Source organism: Campylobacter troglodytis (genome assembly GCF_006864425.1).
In the GTDB taxonomy this organism is placed as follows: domain Bacteria; phylum Campylobacterota; class Campylobacteria; order Campylobacterales; family Campylobacteraceae; genus Campylobacter_D; species Campylobacter_D troglodytis.
On record NZ_QHLI01000020.1, the window covers coordinates 26,247 to 45,804 of the forward strand.

Annotated in this window: 19 protein-coding genes and 2 pseudogenes; 11 read left to right on the forward strand and 10 right to left on the reverse strand. The window is 36.2% G+C overall.

What is annotated here, in order from left to right:
- Positions 1-144: 144 nt before the first annotated feature.
- From DMC01_RS05675 to radA, 10 genes and pseudogenes are all read right to left on the reverse strand, one after another.
- A pseudogene (locus DMC01_RS05675) lies at positions 145-915 on the reverse strand (IS1595 family transposase).
- Positions 916-1,040: 125 nt separating this feature from the next.
- Positions 1,041-1,751, reverse strand: coding sequence for a lysophospholipid acyltransferase family protein (locus DMC01_RS05680; RefSeq protein WP_142693309.1), 711 nt, complete (start codon positions 1,749-1,751; stop codon positions 1,041-1,043).
- On the reverse strand, positions 1,729-2,901 hold the full coding sequence (locus DMC01_RS05685) for an SH3 domain-containing protein (protein WP_142693310.1): 1,173 nt from the start codon (positions 2,899-2,901) through the stop codon (positions 1,729-1,731). The genes DMC01_RS05680 and DMC01_RS05685 overlap by 23 nt, the downstream gene beginning before the upstream one ends.
- On the reverse strand, positions 2,898-3,542 hold the full coding sequence (purQ, locus tag DMC01_RS05690; RefSeq protein WP_142693311.1) for a phosphoribosylformylglycinamidine synthase subunit PurQ: 645 nt from the start codon (positions 3,540-3,542) through the stop codon (positions 2,898-2,900). Before purQ ends, DMC01_RS05685 begins: the two co-directional genes overlap by 4 nt.
- 413 nt (positions 3,543-3,955) lie before the next feature.
- On the reverse strand, positions 3,956-4,189 hold the full coding sequence (gene purS / locus DMC01_RS05695) for a phosphoribosylformylglycinamidine synthase subunit PurS (protein WP_142693312.1): 234 nt from the start codon (positions 4,187-4,189) through the stop codon (positions 3,956-3,958).
- A 216-nt stretch (positions 4,190-4,405) separates the two neighbouring features.
- On the reverse strand, positions 4,406-5,125 hold the full coding sequence (gene purC, locus DMC01_RS05700) for a phosphoribosylaminoimidazolesuccinocarboxamide synthase (protein WP_142693313.1): 720 nt from the start codon (positions 5,123-5,125) through the stop codon (positions 4,406-4,408).
- On the reverse strand, positions 5,122-6,456 hold the full coding sequence (locus tag DMC01_RS05705) for a S41 family peptidase (RefSeq protein WP_246059049.1): 1,335 nt from the start codon (positions 6,454-6,456) through the stop codon (positions 5,122-5,124). The genes purC and DMC01_RS05705 overlap by 4 nt, the downstream gene beginning before the upstream one ends.
- 428 nt (positions 6,457-6,884) lie before the next feature.
- A complete protein-coding gene (locus DMC01_RS13345) occupies positions 6,885-7,040 on the reverse strand; it encodes a hypothetical protein (RefSeq protein WP_185908748.1) in 156 nt (51 codons plus the stop codon).
- An 87-nt stretch (positions 7,041-7,127) separates the two neighbouring features.
- Positions 7,128-7,298, reverse strand: a complete 171-nt coding sequence (locus DMC01_RS13350; protein ID WP_185908750.1) for a hypothetical protein — start codon at positions 7,296-7,298, stop codon at positions 7,128-7,130.
- Between the two features lie 212 nt (positions 7,299-7,510).
- Positions 7,511-8,851 (reverse strand): DNA repair protein RadA, encoded by a 1,341-nt coding sequence (gene radA, locus DMC01_RS05710; RefSeq protein ID WP_142693324.1) that lies wholly within the window; start codon positions 8,849-8,851, stop codon positions 7,511-7,513.
- A gap of 107 nt (positions 8,852-8,958) precedes the next feature.
- Between radA and DMC01_RS05715 the strand changes: the two genes are divergently transcribed.
- The 11 genes and pseudogenes from DMC01_RS05715 (at position 8,959) to DMC01_RS05760 (ending at position 19,458) form a co-directional block, all read left to right on the forward strand.
- A complete protein-coding gene (locus DMC01_RS05715) occupies positions 8,959-9,804 on the forward strand; it encodes a carbon-nitrogen hydrolase family protein (protein WP_142693315.1) in 846 nt (281 codons plus the stop codon).
- Positions 9,805-9,963: 159 nt separating this feature from the next.
- On the forward strand, positions 9,964-10,842 hold the full coding sequence (locus tag DMC01_RS05720) for a polysaccharide deacetylase family protein (protein WP_142693316.1): 879 nt from the start codon (positions 9,964-9,966) through the stop codon (positions 10,840-10,842).
- Between the two features lie 247 nt (positions 10,843-11,089).
- Positions 11,090-11,464 carry a hypothetical protein gene (locus DMC01_RS05725; RefSeq protein WP_142693317.1) on the forward strand — a complete coding sequence of 125 codons (375 nt, stop codon included), beginning with the start codon at positions 11,090-11,092 and terminating at the stop codon, positions 11,462-11,464.
- Positions 11,465-11,952: 488 nt separating this feature from the next.
- On the forward strand, positions 11,953-12,102 hold the full coding sequence (locus DMC01_RS14965; RefSeq protein WP_246059047.1) for a hypothetical protein: 150 nt from the start codon (positions 11,953-11,955) through the stop codon (positions 12,100-12,102).
- Positions 12,039-12,220, forward strand: a pseudogene (locus DMC01_RS16535) (hypothetical protein); the annotation flags it as partial. The gene DMC01_RS14965 and the pseudogene DMC01_RS16535, both read left to right, overlap by 64 nt.
- 55 nt (positions 12,221-12,275) lie before the next feature.
- Complete coding sequence (locus tag DMC01_RS05735; RefSeq protein WP_142693318.1) at positions 12,276-13,262, forward strand: CobW family GTP-binding protein; 987 nt, start codon at positions 12,276-12,278, stop codon at positions 13,260-13,262.
- Between the two features lie 947 nt (positions 13,263-14,209).
- On the forward strand, positions 14,210-14,806 hold the full coding sequence (locus DMC01_RS05740) for an NAD(P)/FAD-dependent oxidoreductase (RefSeq protein ID WP_142693319.1): 597 nt from the start codon (positions 14,210-14,212) through the stop codon (positions 14,804-14,806).
- 67 nt (positions 14,807-14,873) lie between these two features.
- The gene (locus tag DMC01_RS05745) at positions 14,874-15,311 is read left to right on the forward strand and encodes a copper resistance protein CopD (protein ID WP_142693320.1); all 438 of its coding nucleotides are present in this window, start codon (positions 14,874-14,876) and stop codon (positions 15,309-15,311) included.
- 732 nt (positions 15,312-16,043) lie between these two features.
- Positions 16,044-17,450, forward strand: a complete 1,407-nt coding sequence (locus DMC01_RS05750; RefSeq protein ID WP_345788961.1) for an SLC13 family permease — start codon at positions 16,044-16,046, stop codon at positions 17,448-17,450.
- A gap of 75 nt (positions 17,451-17,525) precedes the next feature.
- Positions 17,526-18,584, forward strand: a complete 1,059-nt coding sequence (locus DMC01_RS05755; RefSeq protein ID WP_142693321.1) for a 6-hydroxymethylpterin diphosphokinase MptE-like protein — start codon at positions 17,526-17,528, stop codon at positions 18,582-18,584.
- Positions 18,526-19,458, forward strand: coding sequence for a motility associated factor glycosyltransferase family protein (locus tag DMC01_RS05760; protein WP_142693322.1), 933 nt, complete (start codon positions 18,526-18,528; stop codon positions 19,456-19,458). Before DMC01_RS05755 ends, DMC01_RS05760 begins: the two co-directional genes overlap by 59 nt.
- Positions 19,459-19,558 lie beyond the last annotated feature (100 nt).

Consider the following 19,558-nt stretch of genomic DNA (forward strand, 5'->3'; position numbering starts at 1 on the left):
AGTGAAACTCAACATTGCAATTTATTTTTATAAAAATATGACAGTTAAAATTCACTCAAGGCTTGAATTTTTTACACGCAAAATTTGGCCTTGAATTTAAAGATAGCTTAAGCAAAAAATTCAAGGCTTGATTATAAACAAGGCTCAATTAAACTTAACAGGATTTTCTCTTATCAATTTTAGCAAGTTTTGATAAAGATTTTGTCCCAAATTTTTCGTCTCAATTCTGTTTCCTTTAAGTGAAGGATAAAATTTTCTCTTTTAGCCCTTAAATTTCGCTAAACTAAACTTCGCAAAGCCCTAGAAATTCACAATTTCGTTTATGTGATTTCGTCCATTTGCAAACTAGTTTTTGGAGTGCTTTACCCTATAATGTGCCTTTGCTCCTTCTTGCAAAGTTGCAAGACAAAACGAAGCAAAAAATCCACCAAACCATCGTAGGCTTTGAAGCTTTCCTGTAAATTTCACTTTCTTTAAGTTCTGAAAATTCCTTTATTATGGGCTGCAACTCTTTGACAGAGCAATGTTTGACGATTTGCGTATAAACTCGTGCGATTGCATTTTAGCAAACCTTTTGCTTGCAGTTACGAGTGCGTAGCACGAAGTAAAAACACAGGTGTCTTTTTTCCAGCCCCACGACCACGCTTGTCACGCACTCTGCGAGCACCAAAGTAGCTCTCACCCTCTTCGATTTCACCGCTGAGATTTTTTCGCATTTTTTGGCTATCAAAATGCGAATTTGCTTGAAAATTTTGCACAAACTTTGATGACGAATTTGACAAAGTTCAGCGATTTTTTTGCCTCTAAATCAATTCTTGCAAAGGGACGAGCCGTAAGGCGAAGTAAAAAATAACGCAAAATTTCCCTAAATTATATCTGCGAAATTTGGGAACTGACTATGTATGTGTTTTTCATAGGCGTTAACTTAAAAACCTTTCAATTTGGTTTAAGTTTAATTGAGCCAAAATAAAGTTTAAAACAAAGCTTAATATTTTAACAAAGCTCAAACTAGTTCTATTAAGAAGTTTTAAGCTTTAAATTTATAAAGCCCTAGCCGCATTTAATAAGTTTCTTTCATAATCAAGCCTTTCTTGCATTAGATCGTGCGTTTTTTCAAGCCATTTTTCCTCACTTAGATCAACTAGATCCAAGCATATAATCCTTAAAACCCCACCTTGAAGTGTAAATTCCTTGCTATCAAGTAGGTTGGCACTGTCTATTATAAGCAAGGGTTGTACCTTTAAATTGAGCTTTTGGGAAAGCACCTTCGCTCCAACTTGAAATTTTAGGATTTTATCCGTTTTTGACCGTGTGCCATCAGGAAAGATAGCTAAGATCCTCCCCTCAGCCAATCTTTCCCTTGCCTCCTTTAAAAGAGTGATTATAGAGCGGGGGTTTTTTCTATCCACACATAAGAGCTTTGGTTTTATCATAGTTTGCTTAAAGATGGGAAGTTCTTTGATCTCTTTTTTGGCTATCCAGGCTAAATTTTTAGGATAAAATGCCTCTAAGGCTATAATATCAAGCATACTTTGATGATTCATCATGATCATCGTAGCTGCTGGGTTTAGCTCGCCTATGAATTCAACCCTCACAGGCATAATTTTAAGCTGAATTTTCGCCCAAATTCTTCTAATTTTCCAAATTTTTTCTTGATTATTTGTAAATGCAAACAAAAAGATCACAAAAAGCACGCTTAGTATAAAAAACACGCTATAAAATGCTGCCCTAATTCTTTTGCAAGGCTTCACTCTTCACCCATCCTATCTTGCCACTACTTAAAAGCACCTTTATGTAATCTTTTCTTTTATCTAGCACCTCGACCTCTTCGTTAGCTTGGCTTGTGTAAAAATATGTTGATTGAGAGGTTGGAAGAAGCTGAGCCTTTGAATTTGCCTTTAAAAGAGCCACCTTTGCATCCCCTCCTCCTACAAAAAAGCTTAAAACAAAGCTTATAAAAGAAAGCGTTAAAAAACTGTAACTTTTTTTAAAGACAAAAATAAGCCCCCCTATGAGAGCAAGTGCCCACAAAAAAAGCCTTTTATAAAGATCAAGATCGCTACTTTGAGGATTTAGATCACTTTGAGTGCTAAGCTTATCATCGCTTAGCTCAACCCTTAAAAGAGCATGTTCAAGGCTAAGAGTTTGGGTATTAAAATATGAAAAATCAAGCTCAGTTAAGCTAGGATCAAAAACAGCAGAATAAAAAGCAACCGAGCTATTAAGATCCCCTCTAAGCCCATCAATTCTTTGCATTATGATCTTGTCGTTATTAAGATGAAAATTCCTTAAATTCACACCCTCGCCGCTTAATTCAACCGTCATAATTAAATTTTTATTGTCAAAAAAATCGCTTTTAAAATGCCTAACAGTAAGATCCTTTGCCACAATCTGAGAATAATTCTTCCCAGCATCCACCCTCTTAAACTGCAAGGGATTAACTGTGAGGCTAGCTTGTTGAAAGATCTCTTTGTTTCTATTTAAGCTTACTATTATTTGTTTAAGCTCAGCATTAACAGTTTTAGCCTCAAAATAAAGCGTGGCTGTGTATTCATTGGCATTTTTTTCCCATTTTGTTTGGGTGTTTAAGAAGTTTAAGAATTCATTTTTCTCAAAATTAAGCTCAAATTCAAAGTCCGCACTCTCATCTGTTTTTGCTATAAGTTCTATGCTAAAAAGCTCACCAACAAAGTATTCACTCTTATAATCTTTGGTGCTTAAAACAAGAGAGCTTGTAGCTGAAAAGGGATCAAAGACATTTTGAGTATAATCACTCATTTCATCGCTCTCAGCTATGCTCTCATAAAGCCTTTGATCATTTTCATTAAGTATGGCAGGGCTTGAGGTTAAAACAAGCATTAATAATAAAAATTTACAAAATAAAGCCAAAGACCCTCTCATAAAAAGCCTTTTAATAGTTTAAGTCCTATGTCAGAGCCTAAAAGCGTTTCACAGGCACGTTCAGGATGAGGCATAAGTCCAAAAATTTTTTTACTCTCATCGCAAATGCCTGCTATATCGCACTTTGAGCCGTTTGGATTGTTTTCATATTTTAATGTAATTAAATCCTTATCTTGCAAGAATTTCAAGTCGCTTTCGTCTGCAAAAAAATTGCCCTCGCCGTGTGCTATGGGGAGACTTACTATTTCATTTTTGGCGAAATTTTTGCAAAGAGCATTGTCATTTGAGATGATTTTTAGGGGCTGATTTTTGGATACAAAGCTTAAATTTTCGTTGTGTTTCATAGCCCCTTTTAAAAGCCTCATTTCAAGTAGCATTTGAAAGCCATTGCAAATGCCAAGCACGAAGCCGCCGCGTTTTGCGTGAGCTAAAACCCCACTCATAGCCCTCGCAAATTTTGCAATCGCACCGCTTCGCAAATAATCTCCATAAGAAAATCCGCCGGGCAAAACCACTAAATCAGCCTTGAAATCGTTTTGCTCGTGCCAAACAATGTCCGCCTTTACGCCTAATTTTTCAAAGGCGTAAGCGGTGTCAAATTCGCAATTTGTGCCTAGAAATCGAATGATGGCTACTTTCAAGTTGTTTTTCCTTGCATTTATTTGATAAAAAATTCAAGCTAAAATTCACAAAAATTTACAAAATTTTACCACAATTTGTCATTCTGAGCCTTTTTTCAAAAAGGCGAAGAATCTCAAAGCCTCAAAGAGATACTTCGCTATGCTCAGTATGACAAAATGGGGCGAAAATTCACGCTTGCGTGAATTTTCCGTTAAAAAATTCAAGGTGCAGTATTTCGAGCGAGAAATCGCTTTTGGCAAACGAGGCTAGACTAGAAGCGACAGCGGTCTGCCGAAGTTTGTTAAAAGCGATTTCTCGCCGAAAGACGAACCAAGCCAAATTCAAAAAAGCCCTACAAACCGAGCCAAAACTCACTCACAAAGCCTAAAATTCAAACTAAAATTCACAAACACCCAAAATTCAAGCCAAAACTTTACACAAATTCATAATCCTCAATTACCGAATTTACAAGTAGTTCCTCGCACATTTTTTTTGCCTGTGTTTTTGCCTCGTTTAAATCCTGCGTGTTAAGTTCTAAAATAATTTGCTTTGCCATTTTTACCTCTTTTACCTCGCTAAAATTCAAGGCGTGCAAAGCCTTTTCAATCGCCTTTGCCTGCGGGTCTAAAACCCCATTTTTCAAAAATATATTTACCGCAATCTTCATTTTTTCTCCAAAGTTTTTTAAAAAATTCACGAATCTTGCTTGAATTTAAACTCAAATTTAGCCTTTAAATTCAAGGTGTAAAAATTTAAATTTGCAAGGCTTTAAATTTAAAATCAAATTTAAAGCAAACAAGCTTTCAAAATTCACGCCCTCAAAGTCAAAATTCAAGCCAAAATTCAAAAATTCACATAAATTCACTGAATTTTAGCTAGAAATTCAGCTTAAAATCCTTTTCAAAACTTCCTCATAAGCCATCTTTACCTTGCCCTTGCCCTCTCCTGTGCCTAGATCTTGTCTAAACCTATCCTTGTCGAGTTTTTCGTTTGTATCCTTGTCCCAAAAGCGACAACTATCAGGGCTTATCTCATCAGCAAGTAAGATCTTGCCCTTTTTATCATAGCCAAACTCGATTTTAAAGTCTATTAATCTAAGTTTTTTACTTGCAAAGAATTCAAACAAAATGGCATTGATCTTGCGGGCGATTTTTTTAATTTTTTTGATATGTGCTTTTTTTCGCACCAAATTCAGCAATAAACAATGCTCATCGTTGATAAAGGGATCTCCCAAGGCGTCATCTTTTAGGCAAAACTCCACAAGCACAAAGGGTAGCACAGTGCCGTCTTTGATGCCAAGCCTTTTTGTTAAAGATCCTGTTGCTACATTGCGGACGATGACTTCGATGGGGATAATCTCGCATTTTTTCACAAGCTGTTGTGTGGGGCTTAAAACCTTGATTAAGTGCGTTTTAATGCCATTTTTTTCAAGCAAGGTAAAAAGTTCAGTGCTAATCTTACAGTTTAAGGCTCCCTTGCCTTCCTCGCTTCCTTTTTTTTCGGCATTAAAGGCAGTTAGATCATCTTTAAATTCAGCGACTAAGCTATCTTTTTTATCGCTTTGAAAAAGTATCTTGCCCTTGCCCTCGTAAATTTTTTTCATCTTGTGCTTCCTTTTTGTATGTTTAGGATCTTTACTGCATCAACGGCTGCTTTTAGCTGTGCGTCATCGTTTAGCTGCAAAGGAGTAATGATATTTTTATCCTCTTTGCTTTCTTTTTTGGGTGCTTCCTTTACTCCACCTATCTTTTCAAGCTCGCCTTGCAAATGCTGTTTAAGATCGCTTTCTTTTATGGAAAAGCTTTCGTCGTTTGAAGAAATCTTGCCCGCTGCTATTTCAATGTCAGGCTTTACTCCAACTGCTTGTATGCTTCTGCCATTTGGTAGATAATATCTTGCTATGGTTAGCCTTAAAGCCTCTGTTTTATTAATTTGCATCACTGTTTGAACGCTACCCTTGCCAAAGGTCTTTTCTCCAACTATGATAGCCCTTTTAAAGTCCTGCAAGGCTCCACTTACTATCTCGCTAGCACTAGCACTTCCTCCATTTACAAGCACCACAAGAGAGCTATCGCTTACTTTTTTATTTTTCACGGCCTCGTAATTTCTATTTTCTGATTCTATCTTGCCCTTTTGAGAGACGATAACGCCCTTATCTACAAATAAATTTGTAAGCTCAATTGCCTGATCTAGCAATCCGCCTGGGTTGTTACGCAAGTCAAGCACTATGCCTTTTATCTTTGGATGAGCTTTGATCGCCTTTCTTGCTTGTTCTGCTACATTTTTATCAAAGGTGGTTACGCGTAGATATAATATATCTTCATTTTCTACAAGCTTAGAATACACGCTTTCTACCTTGATAATATCCCTTTTGAGAGTTAGATCAAAGGGCTTTTGAGCTGGTCTATATATGGTTACTGTGATCTCTGTTTTTGGCTTACCTCTCATTCTATCAACAGCATCATCAAGGCTCATCTCCAAGGTAGCCTCGCCGTTAATCCGCAAGATCACATCTCCTGCCTTAATGCCAGCCTTATCAGCAGGGGTGCCTTCAATTGGGGCTATGACGGTTAGGGCATTATCCTTCATACCAACAGTTATGCCAAGTCCTCCAAATTCACCGCTTGTTTGAATTTTCATTTGATTAAAGCTTTTTTCATCAAGAAAAGATGAGTGAGCGTCTAAATTTGAAAGAAGTCCTGATATGGACTTATCCACTAAATCGCTTATGTTTTGATCTTCTACATAATACTGCTCTACTATGGCTAGGGTTTTGGTGAATTTATCAAGGGCTTGAAGTCTTTTGTTTAGCTCATCTTGTTTGCTATCTTTTGCGTAACTGTTGCTTGTAAGCAAAAAGCACACAAGAAGGGTGCTTACAAAACCAAAGAGGCTCATAAGGGTTCGTTTTGTTTTCAATCTTAGCTCCAAAATCAAAAATAAAGCTTTATTTTACTTAATTTCTTTTAAAACTTCGTTAATCTTTGATTAAAGACTGTGAATTTTAAGCACTAACTTAGTCTTGCAAAAACTGTTTTTGTTGAATTAATCACACCAAGCTAGGCTTGAAAACAGCAAAATCAAGCTTGTTAAAAGCAAGATGAAGTTTTGCTAGACTATATAAATGCTTATTAAAGTAGATTGAGAAAGAAATGTTCTTAAATTTTGCTCTTAAATTTAAAAAATTTTAAGAAATGGTAAAATCTTCTTTTAAAAAGCATTGATCTATCACATAAACTTGCCATTTTTAGTTTCAATAAGGCTAAAAATTTATTTTGAGCTACTTCTTTTGGTATAAAAAATGCCATTTTGAATTTATCTAGCAAACAAAGAAACTCTTTTGATTTTATATTTTGAGCCTCTTAGTAGGGCTTTTCTTCATCAAAATGACAAGCTGAGCTTTTAGCTTTTTTGCAACGCTTAGTATAACAAATGTGAGCTGATAGTTCGCACAAAGCCTCATTATGAAAGATGATGAAGGCTTTGCGTGATTTATCGCTATCATCGCAATTTGCCAAAATTTCATCTTTTGTTTTTTGTATCTATGATAAAGGCTTCATTGTAATCTATTTTAATGCTTTAATTTATGCAAATATCATACTCTTTTAAGTGCGTGCCGATTTTTCGATTTTGCTTTTGAGTGCAAAAAGTGCATTGTCGCCAAAGATAAAGGCTTCTTTGTTAAGCTTGCTTTGTGGAATTTGGCTTAAGGCTTGATAAGTCTTTTGTGAATTTATAAGCCACCAACGCAATGGGTTGTAAGTCTTGCGAAACAAAACCCTTTGCAAGGTAGAAAGCTTTAAAAGGCAAACCTCCCGAAAGGCAGAGATCTTTTCATTAATTCACAAACAAGCTTCAAACTTCAAGCAAAATTCACACACAATCTTCAAATTTCAAGCAAAAATTCACAAACAACACCTAGAATTCACAAAATTCACACTCCGCTATCCGCTTTCCATTCTCTGTCCTCCGTCCTCCGTATTCTATGCTACATCCACTCCAAAACCTGGCTTAATTCTGTCGTTACAAAGCATTTAAGAGGCATTTCTTCAAGGGGTTTGGCGGGTATTATGGCGGCTTTAAATTTTTGCATAGCAGCTTCTTTTAGCCTTACATCAAGGCTAAAAACCTCCCTTATCTCGCCGTTTAAGCTAAGCTCGCCTATGAAAACGCTATCCTTGCTTAAAGGGCGGTTCTTAAAGCTTGAAATTATAGCAGCCACCACAGCCAAATCAGCCGCCGTCTCGTTTATCTTCACCCCCCCACTTACATTTACAAAGACATCATAATGCCCCAAATTCAGTCCAAGTTTTCGCTCTAAAAGTGCTAAAAGCATATCAAGACGGTTTCTTTCATATCCTGTTGAGCTTCTTTTTGGATAGCCACTTTCACACACAAGGGCTTGAATTTCAAGCACCAAGGCACGTGAGCCTTCCATCACCACGCCTAAAGCACTGCCAGCAACTGCCTTGCCACGCGTGAAAAAACGGTTCGCCACATCCTTTGCACTCACAAGCCCCCTTGCTCCCATTTCAAATATGCCAACCTCGCTAGTGCCTCCAAAGCGGTTTTTAAAGCCACGCAAAAGCCTAATTTCCTTTGTCGCATCGCCTTCAAAATAAAGCACCACATCCACCATATGCTCTAAAACGCGAGGACCAGCGATGGCGCCGTCCTTGGTGATATGCCCTATGATGAAGGTGCTGATATTATGAGCCTTTGACACACGCATAAGCTCAAAGGTTATCTCACGCACCTGGGTTAGCGAGCCAGCAGCAGAGGCGATCTTGTTTGAATAAAGCGTTTGTATGGAGTCGATGATTAAAAGCTCAAACTCGCCCTTGTGAAGCTCGCTTAAAACATCCTCCAAACAAAGCTCTGTTAAGAGATATAAATTCTTATCATTTGCCTCAAGCCTATCGGCACGAAGTTTGATTTGGGTTTTACTTTCCTCCCCGCTTACATAAAGCACCTTTTTACCAGCTTTGGCTAAATTTGAGGCTATTTTTAATAAAAGCGTGGATTTACCAACTCCCGGGCTTCCTCCAATTAGCACAAGCGAGCCTACAACCAAACCACCGCCTAAAACCAAGTCAAGCTCAACATCTCCTGTTTTAAGCCTTTGAAAATGCTCTATCTCAACGGCTTCAATGCAAACAGCAGAACTTGGCGTTTTACTTGCTTTTGAAAGCTCTTTTAAAACAGCAACTTGTTTAGCCTTTAACTCAACAAAGCTATCCCAAGCATTACAGTCAGGGCATTTGCCTAGCCATTTGCTCTGCTGATTCCCACAGGCTTGACATTCAAAAATGATGGTTTTTTTTGCCATAGTTTTATCCTTTGTGTGAATTTTACACAAATTCTTATTATTTTTCATCCTTGTTAATGCCTTTTTAAGCTTGAAAAGACTAAGATTTAAGCAAGAAAGGATTTAGTATGGGTGTTTTAAGGCTTGGCTTGGTTCAAATAAGTGCTAGGGCTTATGAGCTTGATGATAATCTTAAAAGGGCTTTAAGCTTGGCTAAAAAGGCTTGTGCACAAGGAGCGAAAATCATCGTTTTTCCAGAGCTTTTTGACTGTGGCTACTGTGTGAGCGATAAGGATGAGATTTTTGGCATTGATCTTAAAAAAGCAAGCTCTAATCCTAGCTTTAAGGCTTTAAGTGAATTTGCAAGGACAAATGAGGTTTATATCATAGCTTGTAGCATAGAAAAAGAGGGTAAAAAGCTTTATGATACAGCTTTTATTCTTAGTCCAAGGGGCAAACTAGTAGGAAAACACCGCAAAATTTATCTTTTTAATACAGAAAAAAAACGTTTTCAAAGGGGCAAGAAATACAAGGTTTTTGATCTTAAATTCAAGGACTTTTGCGTTAAAACAGGGCTTCAAATTTGCTATGAATTGGGCTTTGGCGAGGGTGCAAGGGCCTTGGCATTAAAAGGAGCAGATCTTTTAATCTATCCAAGTGCCTTTGGCAAGGCAAGGACTTATAATTGGGATTTATTAAGCCGTGTTAGAGCGCTTGAAAATGGATGCTTTGTTGTAGCTTGTGGGCTAAGTGGGACAAGCTTTGATGAGGGCTTTAAAGAAAAATTAGAATTTGCAGGAAGATCAAGAATCATCTCTCCAAAGGGTAGGATCATAAAAGAAGTAAGCGAGAATGAGGCTTATCTTGTTTGTGAGCTTGATTTAAGCGAGGTTGAGGCTCAAAGAAGGGCTCTTACTTATTTAAAAGACTTTGATGTTAAGATGCTAAAAAAAGCCTTTAAAGGCATAAAATGAGCTTGAATTTTTTAAATTTATTAGGTTTTTTGCTAGATCTTTTCTTTGCGAGAACTTACCGTGTTTTAAGGGCTTAAGCCTTGAATTTAAGTTTTAAAAGCCTTAATTTAAAGTCTTTGGGTTTTAAAAGATAAATAAATCTTACAAAAAGGAGTAAAAATGGCAAAAGAGATTTTAGTAGCTTATGGCGTTGATATAGATGCTGTGGCTGGTTGGCTTGGTAGTTATGGTGGAGAGGATAGCCCTGATGATATTTCAAGAGGGCTTTTTGCTGGAGAGGTTGGCATCCCTAGGCTTTTAAAGCTCTTTAAAAGGCATAAGATCCCTGCGACCTGGTTTGCACCCGGCCATTCAATAGAAACCTTTCCCGATCAAATGAAGATGATCGTAGATGCAGGACACGAGGTGGGTGCTCATGGGTATTCTCACGAAAATCCTATAGCAATGAGTGCTAAACAAGAAGAGGATGTCTTGCTTAAAAGCATAGAACTTATCAAGGATCTTACAGGAAAAGGTCCTACAGGCTATGTGGCTCCTTGGTGGGAGTTTTCAAACATCACAAACGAGCTTTTGCTAAAACACGGCATAAAATATGATCATTCATTAATGCATAATGATTTCACGCCTTATTTTGTGCGTGTGGGGGATAAATGGACTAAGATTGATTATAGCTTGGAGGCAAAGGATTGGATGAAGCCCTTGGTGCGTGGCAAGGAAACGAAACTTGTTGAAATTCCTGCAAATTGGTATTTAGATGATCTGCCTCCTATGATGTTTATCAAAAAATCCCCAAATAGCTTTGGCTTTATAAGCCCCAGAGACATAGGGCAGATGTGGATAGATCAGTTTGATTGGGTGTATAGAGAAATGGACTATGCCGTCTTTGCAATGACCATACACCCTGATGTAAGCGGACGACCGCAGGTTTTGATGATGCATGAAAAAATCATATCTCACATAAATTCACACGAGGGAGTAAGATGGGTGAATTTCAATGAGATAGCTGATGATTTTTTGAAAAGAAGTGGTAAAAACTAGGTTAAATTCACGCAAATTTTTGTGTGAGTGCTTGTAATTTGCATTGATGAGGTTAAATTCACACAATTTTTTGTGCGAGTTTTAATTTGCGTTGATCTTACAAAAAGCTTAGTTTATAAAAGCCTTTGAGTTTCATTTGGCTAAATTCATTTAATTAAGTGGATAATTTAGATCTTTGAGCCTTAAAGGCTTTTACATTTTTAATATTTCAAGGGCTTGGATTAAACTTTGAATTTAAGGGAAGATAATGTGCATTTTATGTGGTGAGTTTATGGGATCCTTTCATTGGAGCGATCTAAATTTAAAAGAAAAAACGACATCGATCATAGGTGAAAATTCAAAAGAGTATAAAAGACAAAGGCTTAAAAGGGTTGATCTTTTAAATAAAATTCTAAGTTTTTACGCACTTAGTGTGGAGGATTGGCAAGGGGCTAGGTTTATTTTAAGGGATAAAAAGGGGCAAAGTGAGCTTGTTAATGATCTTGGAGATCTTTGGATCAAGGCAAATAAATTAAGCACAAAGTCAATAGACATCTTGGATGAAAGCTTACTTAGTTTTTTACAACTTAGTTGTAAAGAAAATAGTAAGCAAAATTTACAAAAGGAAGCTAGAAGCCTTTAAATTCAAAAAATTTTTAGCACTTATTAAGCAAGGTTTTTGTGTCCTTTGGCAAATTTTTATTTAAAAAGCCTTTAAATTCACAAAGGATTAAAAGGCAGATTCTTTCAAAGCAAAGTTGAAAAAAATTCACAAAGCCCTTAAAAAAGTTGGCTCAATTAAACTTAAACCAAAGGGTTTTTAAGTTAACGCCTATGAAAAACAAAAGTCCGTTCCCAAATTGTCTCAAAAGAAATTTAGGGAAATTTTGCGTTATTTTTTACTTCGCCTTACGGTTCGTAACTTTGCAAGAAGCTCTCGATTTAGAGGCGAAAAAAATAGCTCAACTTTGTCAAATTTCAGAGCAAAGTTGTGTGTAAAAGCAAATTTTGTATTTTAACCCTTAAAGAATGCGAGAAGTTTTCCAAAATGAGTGGTGAAATTGAAGAGGGTGAGAGTTATTTTTTACTTCACCTTAGGACTCGTAACTGCTAGCAGAAGGAGCAAAAATAGTGCGTGGCAAGTGTGGGCATGGGGCCGGTCGCAAAACGTCTGTGCTTTTACTTCATACTATGCGTCTTGTAACTGCAAGCGGAAGTTTGCGAAGTTTAGACTTGCCAAATTTAGTGGCATTAAAAGAGAAAATTTTGTGTTCCATTTAAAAGAAACAGAATTAAGATATAAGGACAAAATCTTTATCAAAATTTGTTGAAATTAATAAGAGAAAATCCTGTTAAGTTTAATTTAGCTAAAAAGTGTATCGTACAAAATATGGCTTAAATGCTTGATTTAAAGGCTTAAAATTAGCCTAAACTTAGATCTTTAAAGGACAACAATGGCTAAGATCCCAGTAAGCCTTGTAACAGGCTTTTTAGGAAGTGGCAAGACAAGCTTCTTAAAAGAGTTTTTAAGCTCAAACAATCAAAGTGGCATAGCCCTCATCATAAACGAGTTAGGCGAGGTGGCACTGGATCAAAGGATACTCAAAACAGCCCTTCGTTTTGAATATGAAAAAATGCTTTATTTAAATTCAGGCTGTGTGTGTTGTAACAAGCGCTTGGATCTAAAATCCTCCCTAAAAAGCCTACTTGAAAGCTATGAAAAAGAAGGAAAAGAGCTTAAACATATCATCATAGAAAGCACAGGATTAGCCCTTCCAGCTCCCATTCTTTGGACTCTTTTAAGCGATGCCTTTTTATCCTCTCATTTTAGCTTACAAACTGTTATATCTTGCGTTGATGCGCTAAATGGCTTTTTGCATCTTCAAAACGAAGAGGCAAGGCAGCAGATCATAGCAAGTGATCTGGTTTTACTTACAAAAACAGATTTAAAAGAGGATAATGAAGAATTAAAGGATGAATTATTGTCCTTAAATCCTAGCCTCCTTATACTTGATAAATCAAAATTAAACTACAAGGAGTTTTTTGCCCCTCAAAATAAGCTTTATACTAGCCTTTCTAAGATCAATTCTTTTGAAATTCAAAGCGATCAAGAAGCTCACAAAGAGGGCTTTGAAAGCCTTGCTCTTGGCTTTTGTGGGAGTGTGGAGTGGAGTGCCTTTGGAATTTGGCTTAGTGCTTTGTTGCACAAATACGGCACTCAGATTATGAGGGTAAAGGGGCTTTTGGATATAGGGGAGGATTTTTTGATCAGCGTTAATGGAGTAGGACACATAATCCACACCCCAACCCACATAAAAAAGGATGAGGAGTTAGGCTCAAAGCTAGTTTTTATAACAAGAAAGCTAGAAAAGCAAAGACTTCTTCGCTCACTTCAAGCTTTCAAGTCGCTACTTAAAACAGAGTTTGTGATTTTGGGATAAATTAAAGATTTTTTGTAAAAAAAACTTTGTAATTTTGGCCTTTTTTGACAAAGAGGCTTAAAAATTCAAGCAAGGGGGTGAATTTTTATGATTTTATCTTCTTGAGAAATTGCATAATGTATCATAGAATGAAAAAATTTTTCTAAGATCAATGCTTTTTAAAGTCTATATTTTAAAAACTATCGATTTTAGACAAAATACTAATTTGTCATTTTAAGCAAAGTATCTCAACAAGATACTCAAAACGGCACTCTTTGTCATACTAAGGAGAGTGTGTAGTACGAGTGAAGTATCTCGTAATTCAAAAAGAGATTTTTCGCTTTGTGCTTTGCTCAAAATGACAAAATTTTTGTCATACTAAGCATTGCGAAGTATCTAAAAGCTTAGTTTTTTAGCAAACCTTGTCATACCAAGCGAATGCGAAGTATCTCATAGCTGAGGAAATTTTTTGCTTTGGCTATGTCTAAAAGCCCTACTGGGTCGCTAGGCTTAGAATGACAAAATTCTTGTCATTTCCGCGTGTGCTAAGAATTCACAAATTTATGCAGAAGCACCTTGAATTTAATGCATTCTTCGCCCATAGGCTAAAAATGACAAATAAACACTTGTTTGAAAAAAGAGCATTTTAAAAAAGATAGCTAAGCTTTTAGTGCCTTAGCTGTAAGCTATAAATTTAAAATGAGGTTTTAATTTAAGCTTTAAACAACTTGAAAATGTCATTTTGTCATTTTGTTAAGAAGCTAGAATTTTTTACAAAAGGCTTACAAAACGCATATTAAAATTCACTTAAAAGCTTGAATTTTTATTTATCCAAAAATGATCAATTTGACAAGAAAGCATTTTTTGCAAAAAAGCCTTTAAAAAAAGCTTTAAATAAGAGTTTATTAATCATTTATTCATAGATCCTTGCTAAAATGAGGCTTTAACTTCATTATAAAGGATACAAAATGAAAAAATCAGTTCTCATCGTAGGTGGCTCTATATCGGGCTTGACAGCGGCCTTGGTTTTAGCAAGTGCTAAAAATGCAGATCTTGACTTTGAGATCACAGTTGTAGATGATGGAAAGCCTGATCTAAACGCTGTGGCAATCTACAATGTCCCCTTGTTTCCAAAGGGAATTCAAGGAAAAGAGATCATAGAGGCTACAAAAAAGCAGATTGAAACCCTCATTACAGTAAAGTATATTCAAGGCACTGTTGCTGAGATTAGCGGTTCAAAGGGTGCTTTTGTGGCTAAGGGCGAGGGCATAGAGCTTAAAGCTGATTATGTTGTTTTAGCAACTGGTGCTTCTCGCTTTGACATAAAGGGCTTTGGCGACATAGTAAGGCCGCACGAGCTTATGAATAAGCCAAATAAGATCAAACTAGCCACCACGGGCCGTCAGCTTGTAAAAGACGGTGTTTATGCTGCTGGACTTGCTAGTGGGGTAACTACTATGGTAACTTGCGCCATAGGTAGTGGTAGCGAGGCTGCTTGCGCCATTTTAAGCGACATAAAGGGCGAGGTAAGCATAGTGCATGACACCCCTACAACTAGGTCTTAACTGCCGTTAATCTTTCTCTTGCCTTTTTTGGCTAGAATTTAGACTAAATTCTCAAAAAGGCAAGATTATGGAAAACATCTATCCCATCTTTTTAACCATACATCTACTCTGTGCTATCGTGTTTTTAGGCTTTATCTTTTGTGATATAGTGCTTTTGAGTGTGATTAAAAAAACTGTTAGTGAAACTGCCTTGCAGGCTATGATGAAGAGGGCTATAAAGATAATGCCCCTCTGTGTTCTTTTGCTAGTCATTACAGGAGGGGCTATGATGACTAGGTATTTAAGCTTTAGAACAGGCCTTGAGGGCTTTTTTGGCACACCCTTGCAAAGCTTTTTAAGCATTAAGATCATCCTAGCCCTTGTCATAGTATGCTTGGTTATTAACGCTCTTACTCATAAATTCATACTCAAAAGAGAAAATTTCCTAGCAGCCTACACCCACAAGATAGTTTTTGTGCTTGGCTTTTTCATAGTGGTCTTAGCAAAACTAGCCTTTTTTGTTTAGTCTTAAATTTAAAAAGATCTGATTTGGCCCTTAAATTCAAGCTGCTTTAAGTCTTGCTTTTAAGAGCTTTTGTCCATCTTGCCTTTAAAACTGCTTTGTTTAAATTCAAGCTTTTAGAGTTTTGTTTCAAAGCTACTTTAAATTTAACTAGTGTTTTTTTTGAAACTGTATCAAGCTTTTCTAACTTTGTTTTGAAATCTTTTAACTTTAATCTCAACCTTCTTGCCTAAATTTTTAGTTTTATTAAAATATTTTTTCTTAATTTCAAGCATTTAAGGACCTGTCTTAAAACTTAATTTAACTAGCACTTTTTGCCAAAGTTTTAAAATTTCTTAAAAACACCCTTTAAATTTTATCAAAACAAGAAAGCTTAAAAAATAATTTTTGCAACTTGGCTTTGCCATTTTAAATCTCCTTGCTTGAATTTTTGAATTTGTGAAAATTTTGTTTTTTGTTTAAAATCGTTTTTTTTAAATTCAAGCCTTTTAAGTCCTAATTTTATTTTCAAGTTCTTTAGATTTAAGCTGCTTTGCTTGAATTTATGCCTTTAAGCTTTTAAAATTCAAATCCAAAGTTAAGATTGGCTTTTTAAAACTCAAATTTCAAGTAAGCGAAACCGCTTAAAGCCTTAAACTTACCCCCCCTTAAAATGCTTAAATTTTAAGCCTACCTCTAAGTATAAACAGTTATTTATGCTATAATTTTTAATTTTAAACAAAAAGGTAATTTTAAGTGGAAAGAATTAGACTTCGCCGTTCAAGAAGAATCATCAAAAGCCCAACAGTTAGAAGTTTTATCGGTATTTTTATGGCTATTTTTTTAGCCTTTCTTGTTATCCTTGTTAGCCATTTTTATCTTAATGCCTCCTTTAAGGTTTGCGTCCTACTTGGCATCATAGCCCTTCTTGTAACCTTATGGACCAATAAAGCTTTGCCTATGGGCGTTGTATCCTTGCTTCCTATTATCTTGTTTCCAAGTTTTGGCATACTAGATACCAAAAGTGCTACTTCAAATTACGCAAATCCCATTATGTATTTATTCTTAGGCGGCTTTATGATAGCAGCTGCTACCGAGAAGATAGGACTTCATAAATTGCTTGCAAAAAGTTTTTTGGCTAAATTTCCTAAAAATCCCACAGGTGCCATAGCTGCTCTTGGTTGTGCTTGTGTTATACTAGGCTCAGCACTTTCAAACTCCACAGTTGCACTCTTGCTTCTTCCTGTGGCTATGAGCTTGTCAAAAGAGCCCTTTTTAAGAACCCGTTTTTTACTAGCCATTGCCTTTGCTGCAAGCATTAGCGGCATCACAACGCCCATTTCAAGTCCGCCAAATCTCATATTTTTGGGCTTTTTAGAAAGCTTAAAATTACCCTCCGTCAGCTTTACAACCTGGATCTTTATGATGCTTCCACTTACCCTTTTAATGCTCTTTGTTATGGTTAAAATACTTTCTTTTAATACCTCAAATTACGAGCTAAATTTAGCCCAGTTTGATGAGGTGCAAGTTACAAGTGAGCATAAAAGATTGCTTGTAATGCTTGGTGTTTTGCTATTCATACTCTTTATAAACTCCCCCATTCGCCCCTTTTATGATGGCTTGGGGCTTAATGAAAATGTGATCTTGCTTGCCTTTGGGCTTTTGATGTTTGTGCCAAGACTTGGTTTTTTAAGCTGGGATGATAGCAGATCCATTCCTTATGAGCTTATCTTTTTGTTTGGGGCTAGTTTTTGCATAGCTATGGCCTTTTCTCAAGCTGAGCTTGGAGGAGCCTTCGAGAAATTCTTTGCTCTTTTTAGTGAGCTTCCTTTTATACTCTTTGTTTTTATAGCAGGTTGTTGTGCTGTGGTAGCTACAAGCTTATTATCTACAACAGCTTTAATAGCCATCATCTTACCCGTCATCAATGTAGCCACAGCTAGCTTCTTAGATGATACTTACAGAATGCTTACTATGCTAATCATCACCATTTGTGCTAGCTTTTCCTTTATGATACCCATCTCAACACCTCCAAATGCCATAGTCTTTAATCAAGGAGGAATCAAGGTTTTTGATATGATTAGATTTGGCTTTGTTTTAAGTGTGGTTGGGGTGCTTTTGATCACTATTTTTGCGGCTTGGTATTGGTGGCTTTTTGTTTAAGCTAAATCTTGCTTTGAAAACAGTTAATTTTAAACCCTTAGACATTAAAGCTAGATAAATTTAAAAAGGCAAACAATGAATTTTAATGATATACAAAAAAAGATCTATGCAAAGAATTTAAAGGTATTAGAGGGTAGCTTACTTGAAAAGAAATTTAAGGCATATAAAAAGCCAAAGTGCTTCATCCCTCATTTTTCAAGCGACAGTCTTGATATAAACATAGAGGATCTAAGAACAAAAAGCCTTATTTATGAGTATCCCTTGCAAGAATTAAGTCAAAAATTAAGCCTATATCAAGATAAATATATCTTATATCCTTATTTGTATTTTTATGGGCTTGGAAACGGTCTTTTATACAAGGTTTTGCTTCAAAATGAGCAGCTTAGATGCATAGTGGTTTTTGAATCAAACTTAGAGCTTATTTGGCTTATTTTTCATCTTGTGGATCTTTCAAAGGAGCTAAGAAGAGCAAGGCTTGTCATACTTACAAGCTGCGAATATGGATTTTTTAAAAACTTCTTTTTAGATAAAAACCGCAGAAGCTTTGCAAAGAGCTATTTTTTAGCCTCTCACAGCTTATACTATGAAAAATTTACTGATGAGCTTAATATTATAAACGAGACTGTAAAAAGGGCTATAAACGATACAGCCTTAGAATTTGGAAACTCCTTAGATGATGCCTTGCAAGGCTTACACCAGCTTTGTTTAAACTATGTCAAATTCATAAAGGCACCAAACAACAAGGAATTTTTTAGCAAAAGAGTAGCACAGGATCAAACAGCCATTTGCGTAGCCACAGGTCCAAGCCTTACAAAGCAACTTCCCTTGCTTAAAGAAATTCAAGATAGAGTTGCCATCTTTGCTGCTGATTCTGCTTATGTTATTTTGATGCAAAATGACATAGTGCCAGATTACATTTTTAGCTTAGAACGCTTAGAGCTAACTAGCGAGTTTTTTAAAGAAGATTACAAGGATAAGGACAAAGACTCTGTTTTTGTCCTTGCCGATGTGGTTCATCCTAAGAGCTTAAATTATTTGGATCTTCACAAAAAACAATATGTAGGCTTTACAAGAAGTGGGGGGGGGGGGGGCAACTGTTGCCTTTTATGCCCTGCAAGCAGCTGCTTATCTTAGATACAAAAAGATCATACTCATAGGACAGGATCTAGCCTATGCAAATGATCTGGCATCTCATGCCAAGGGACATTTAATAGGTGAGTTTTATGACACAAACCGTTTTGAAAAAAAACAAGTCTTAGCTTATGGGGGCAAAGGAAAGGTTTTAAGCCACGAGCTTTGGCTTTACTTTAAGGGACAGATCGAAGGCTTAATATCTTCTTTTGATAAAAGCATAGCTGTTATAAACTCTACTGAGGGAGGTGCAAGGATAGAAGGAGCCATAGAAATGCCCTTTGTTAAGGTTTGTGAGAGCTTTATAACTAAGGATAAAAAACAGTTTGCCCCTTTAAGCTTGCCTAGTAAAAAAACGGTTGGCACTAGATTACTTAGAGCCTATGTGCAAATGAAAAAATACCTTCTTAAAAGCGAGCAGCTAAGAGAGGGGTATGAGCTTAGATTATCAGCCTTGCAAGGTGTAGTTAAAGAGCTTCAAGGGCTAAATTCTTTGGATTATAACACAAACAAAGAGTATTTTTCAAAGGCAGAAGAAATTATAACTGAGCTTAAAAACGAGCTTGAGGATCAAAAAAGATCTGGCTATGTGTATGAGATCATAGCCTCAGGGCTCTTGCATTTTGAGCAAGAACTTGGGCTTTTATTTGTCTATAAGCCTAAAAATGAGATAGAAAAAAACGAAAAAATGTTTTTGTGGATAGCAAGGCATATAGAATTACTGGCTAATTTAATTAACTGTTGCATTAAACAAAAAGAGCTTATTGAGGATTCTTTAAATTCTTTAAAAAATGCCATCAAAGAAGAAGGAAAGGAGCTTGCAAGCAAGATGCTTTTGATAGATAAAAAGGATGAGAAAGCCTTGATCTTTTCTTGAATTTTTATCTTGTTTTTATCTTGTTTTTATCTTGTTTTTATCTTGTTTTTATCTTGTTTTTATCTTGTTTTTATCTTGTTTTTATCTTGTTTTTATCTTG

Bases quoted from the DNA above. Each gene is read 5' to 3' on its own strand.
- DMC01_RS05685 (WP_142693310.1), bottom strand. From the start codon at position 2,901: ATGAGAGGGTCTTTGGCTTTATTTTGTAAATTTTTATTATTAATGCTT.
- purS (WP_142693312.1), bottom strand. From the start codon at position 4,189: ATGAAGATTGCGGTAAATATATTTTTGAAAAATGGGGTTTTAGACCCG.
- purC (WP_142693313.1), bottom strand. From the start codon at position 5,125: ATGAAAAAAATTTACGAGGGCAAGGGCAAGATACTTTTTCAAAGCGAT.
- radA (WP_142693324.1), bottom strand. From the start codon at position 8,851: ATGGCAAAAAAAACCATCATTTTTGAATGTCAAGCCTGTGGGAATCAG.
- DMC01_RS05715 (WP_142693315.1), top strand. From the start codon at position 8,959: ATGGGTGTTTTAAGGCTTGGCTTGGTTCAAATAAGTGCTAGGGCTTAT.
- DMC01_RS05720 (WP_142693316.1), top strand. From the start codon at position 9,964: ATGGCAAAAGAGATTTTAGTAGCTTATGGCGTTGATATAGATGCTGTG.
- DMC01_RS05725 (WP_142693317.1), top strand. From the start codon at position 11,090: ATGTGCATTTTATGTGGTGAGTTTATGGGATCCTTTCATTGGAGCGAT.
- DMC01_RS05735 (WP_142693318.1), top strand. From the start codon at position 12,276: ATGGCTAAGATCCCAGTAAGCCTTGTAACAGGCTTTTTAGGAAGTGGC.
- DMC01_RS05740 (WP_142693319.1), top strand. From the start codon at position 14,210: ATGAAAAAATCAGTTCTCATCGTAGGTGGCTCTATATCGGGCTTGACA.
- DMC01_RS05745 (WP_142693320.1), top strand. From the start codon at position 14,874: ATGGAAAACATCTATCCCATCTTTTTAACCATACATCTACTCTGTGCT.
- DMC01_RS05755 (WP_142693321.1), top strand. From the start codon at position 17,526: ATGAATTTTAATGATATACAAAAAAAGATCTATGCAAAGAATTTAAAG.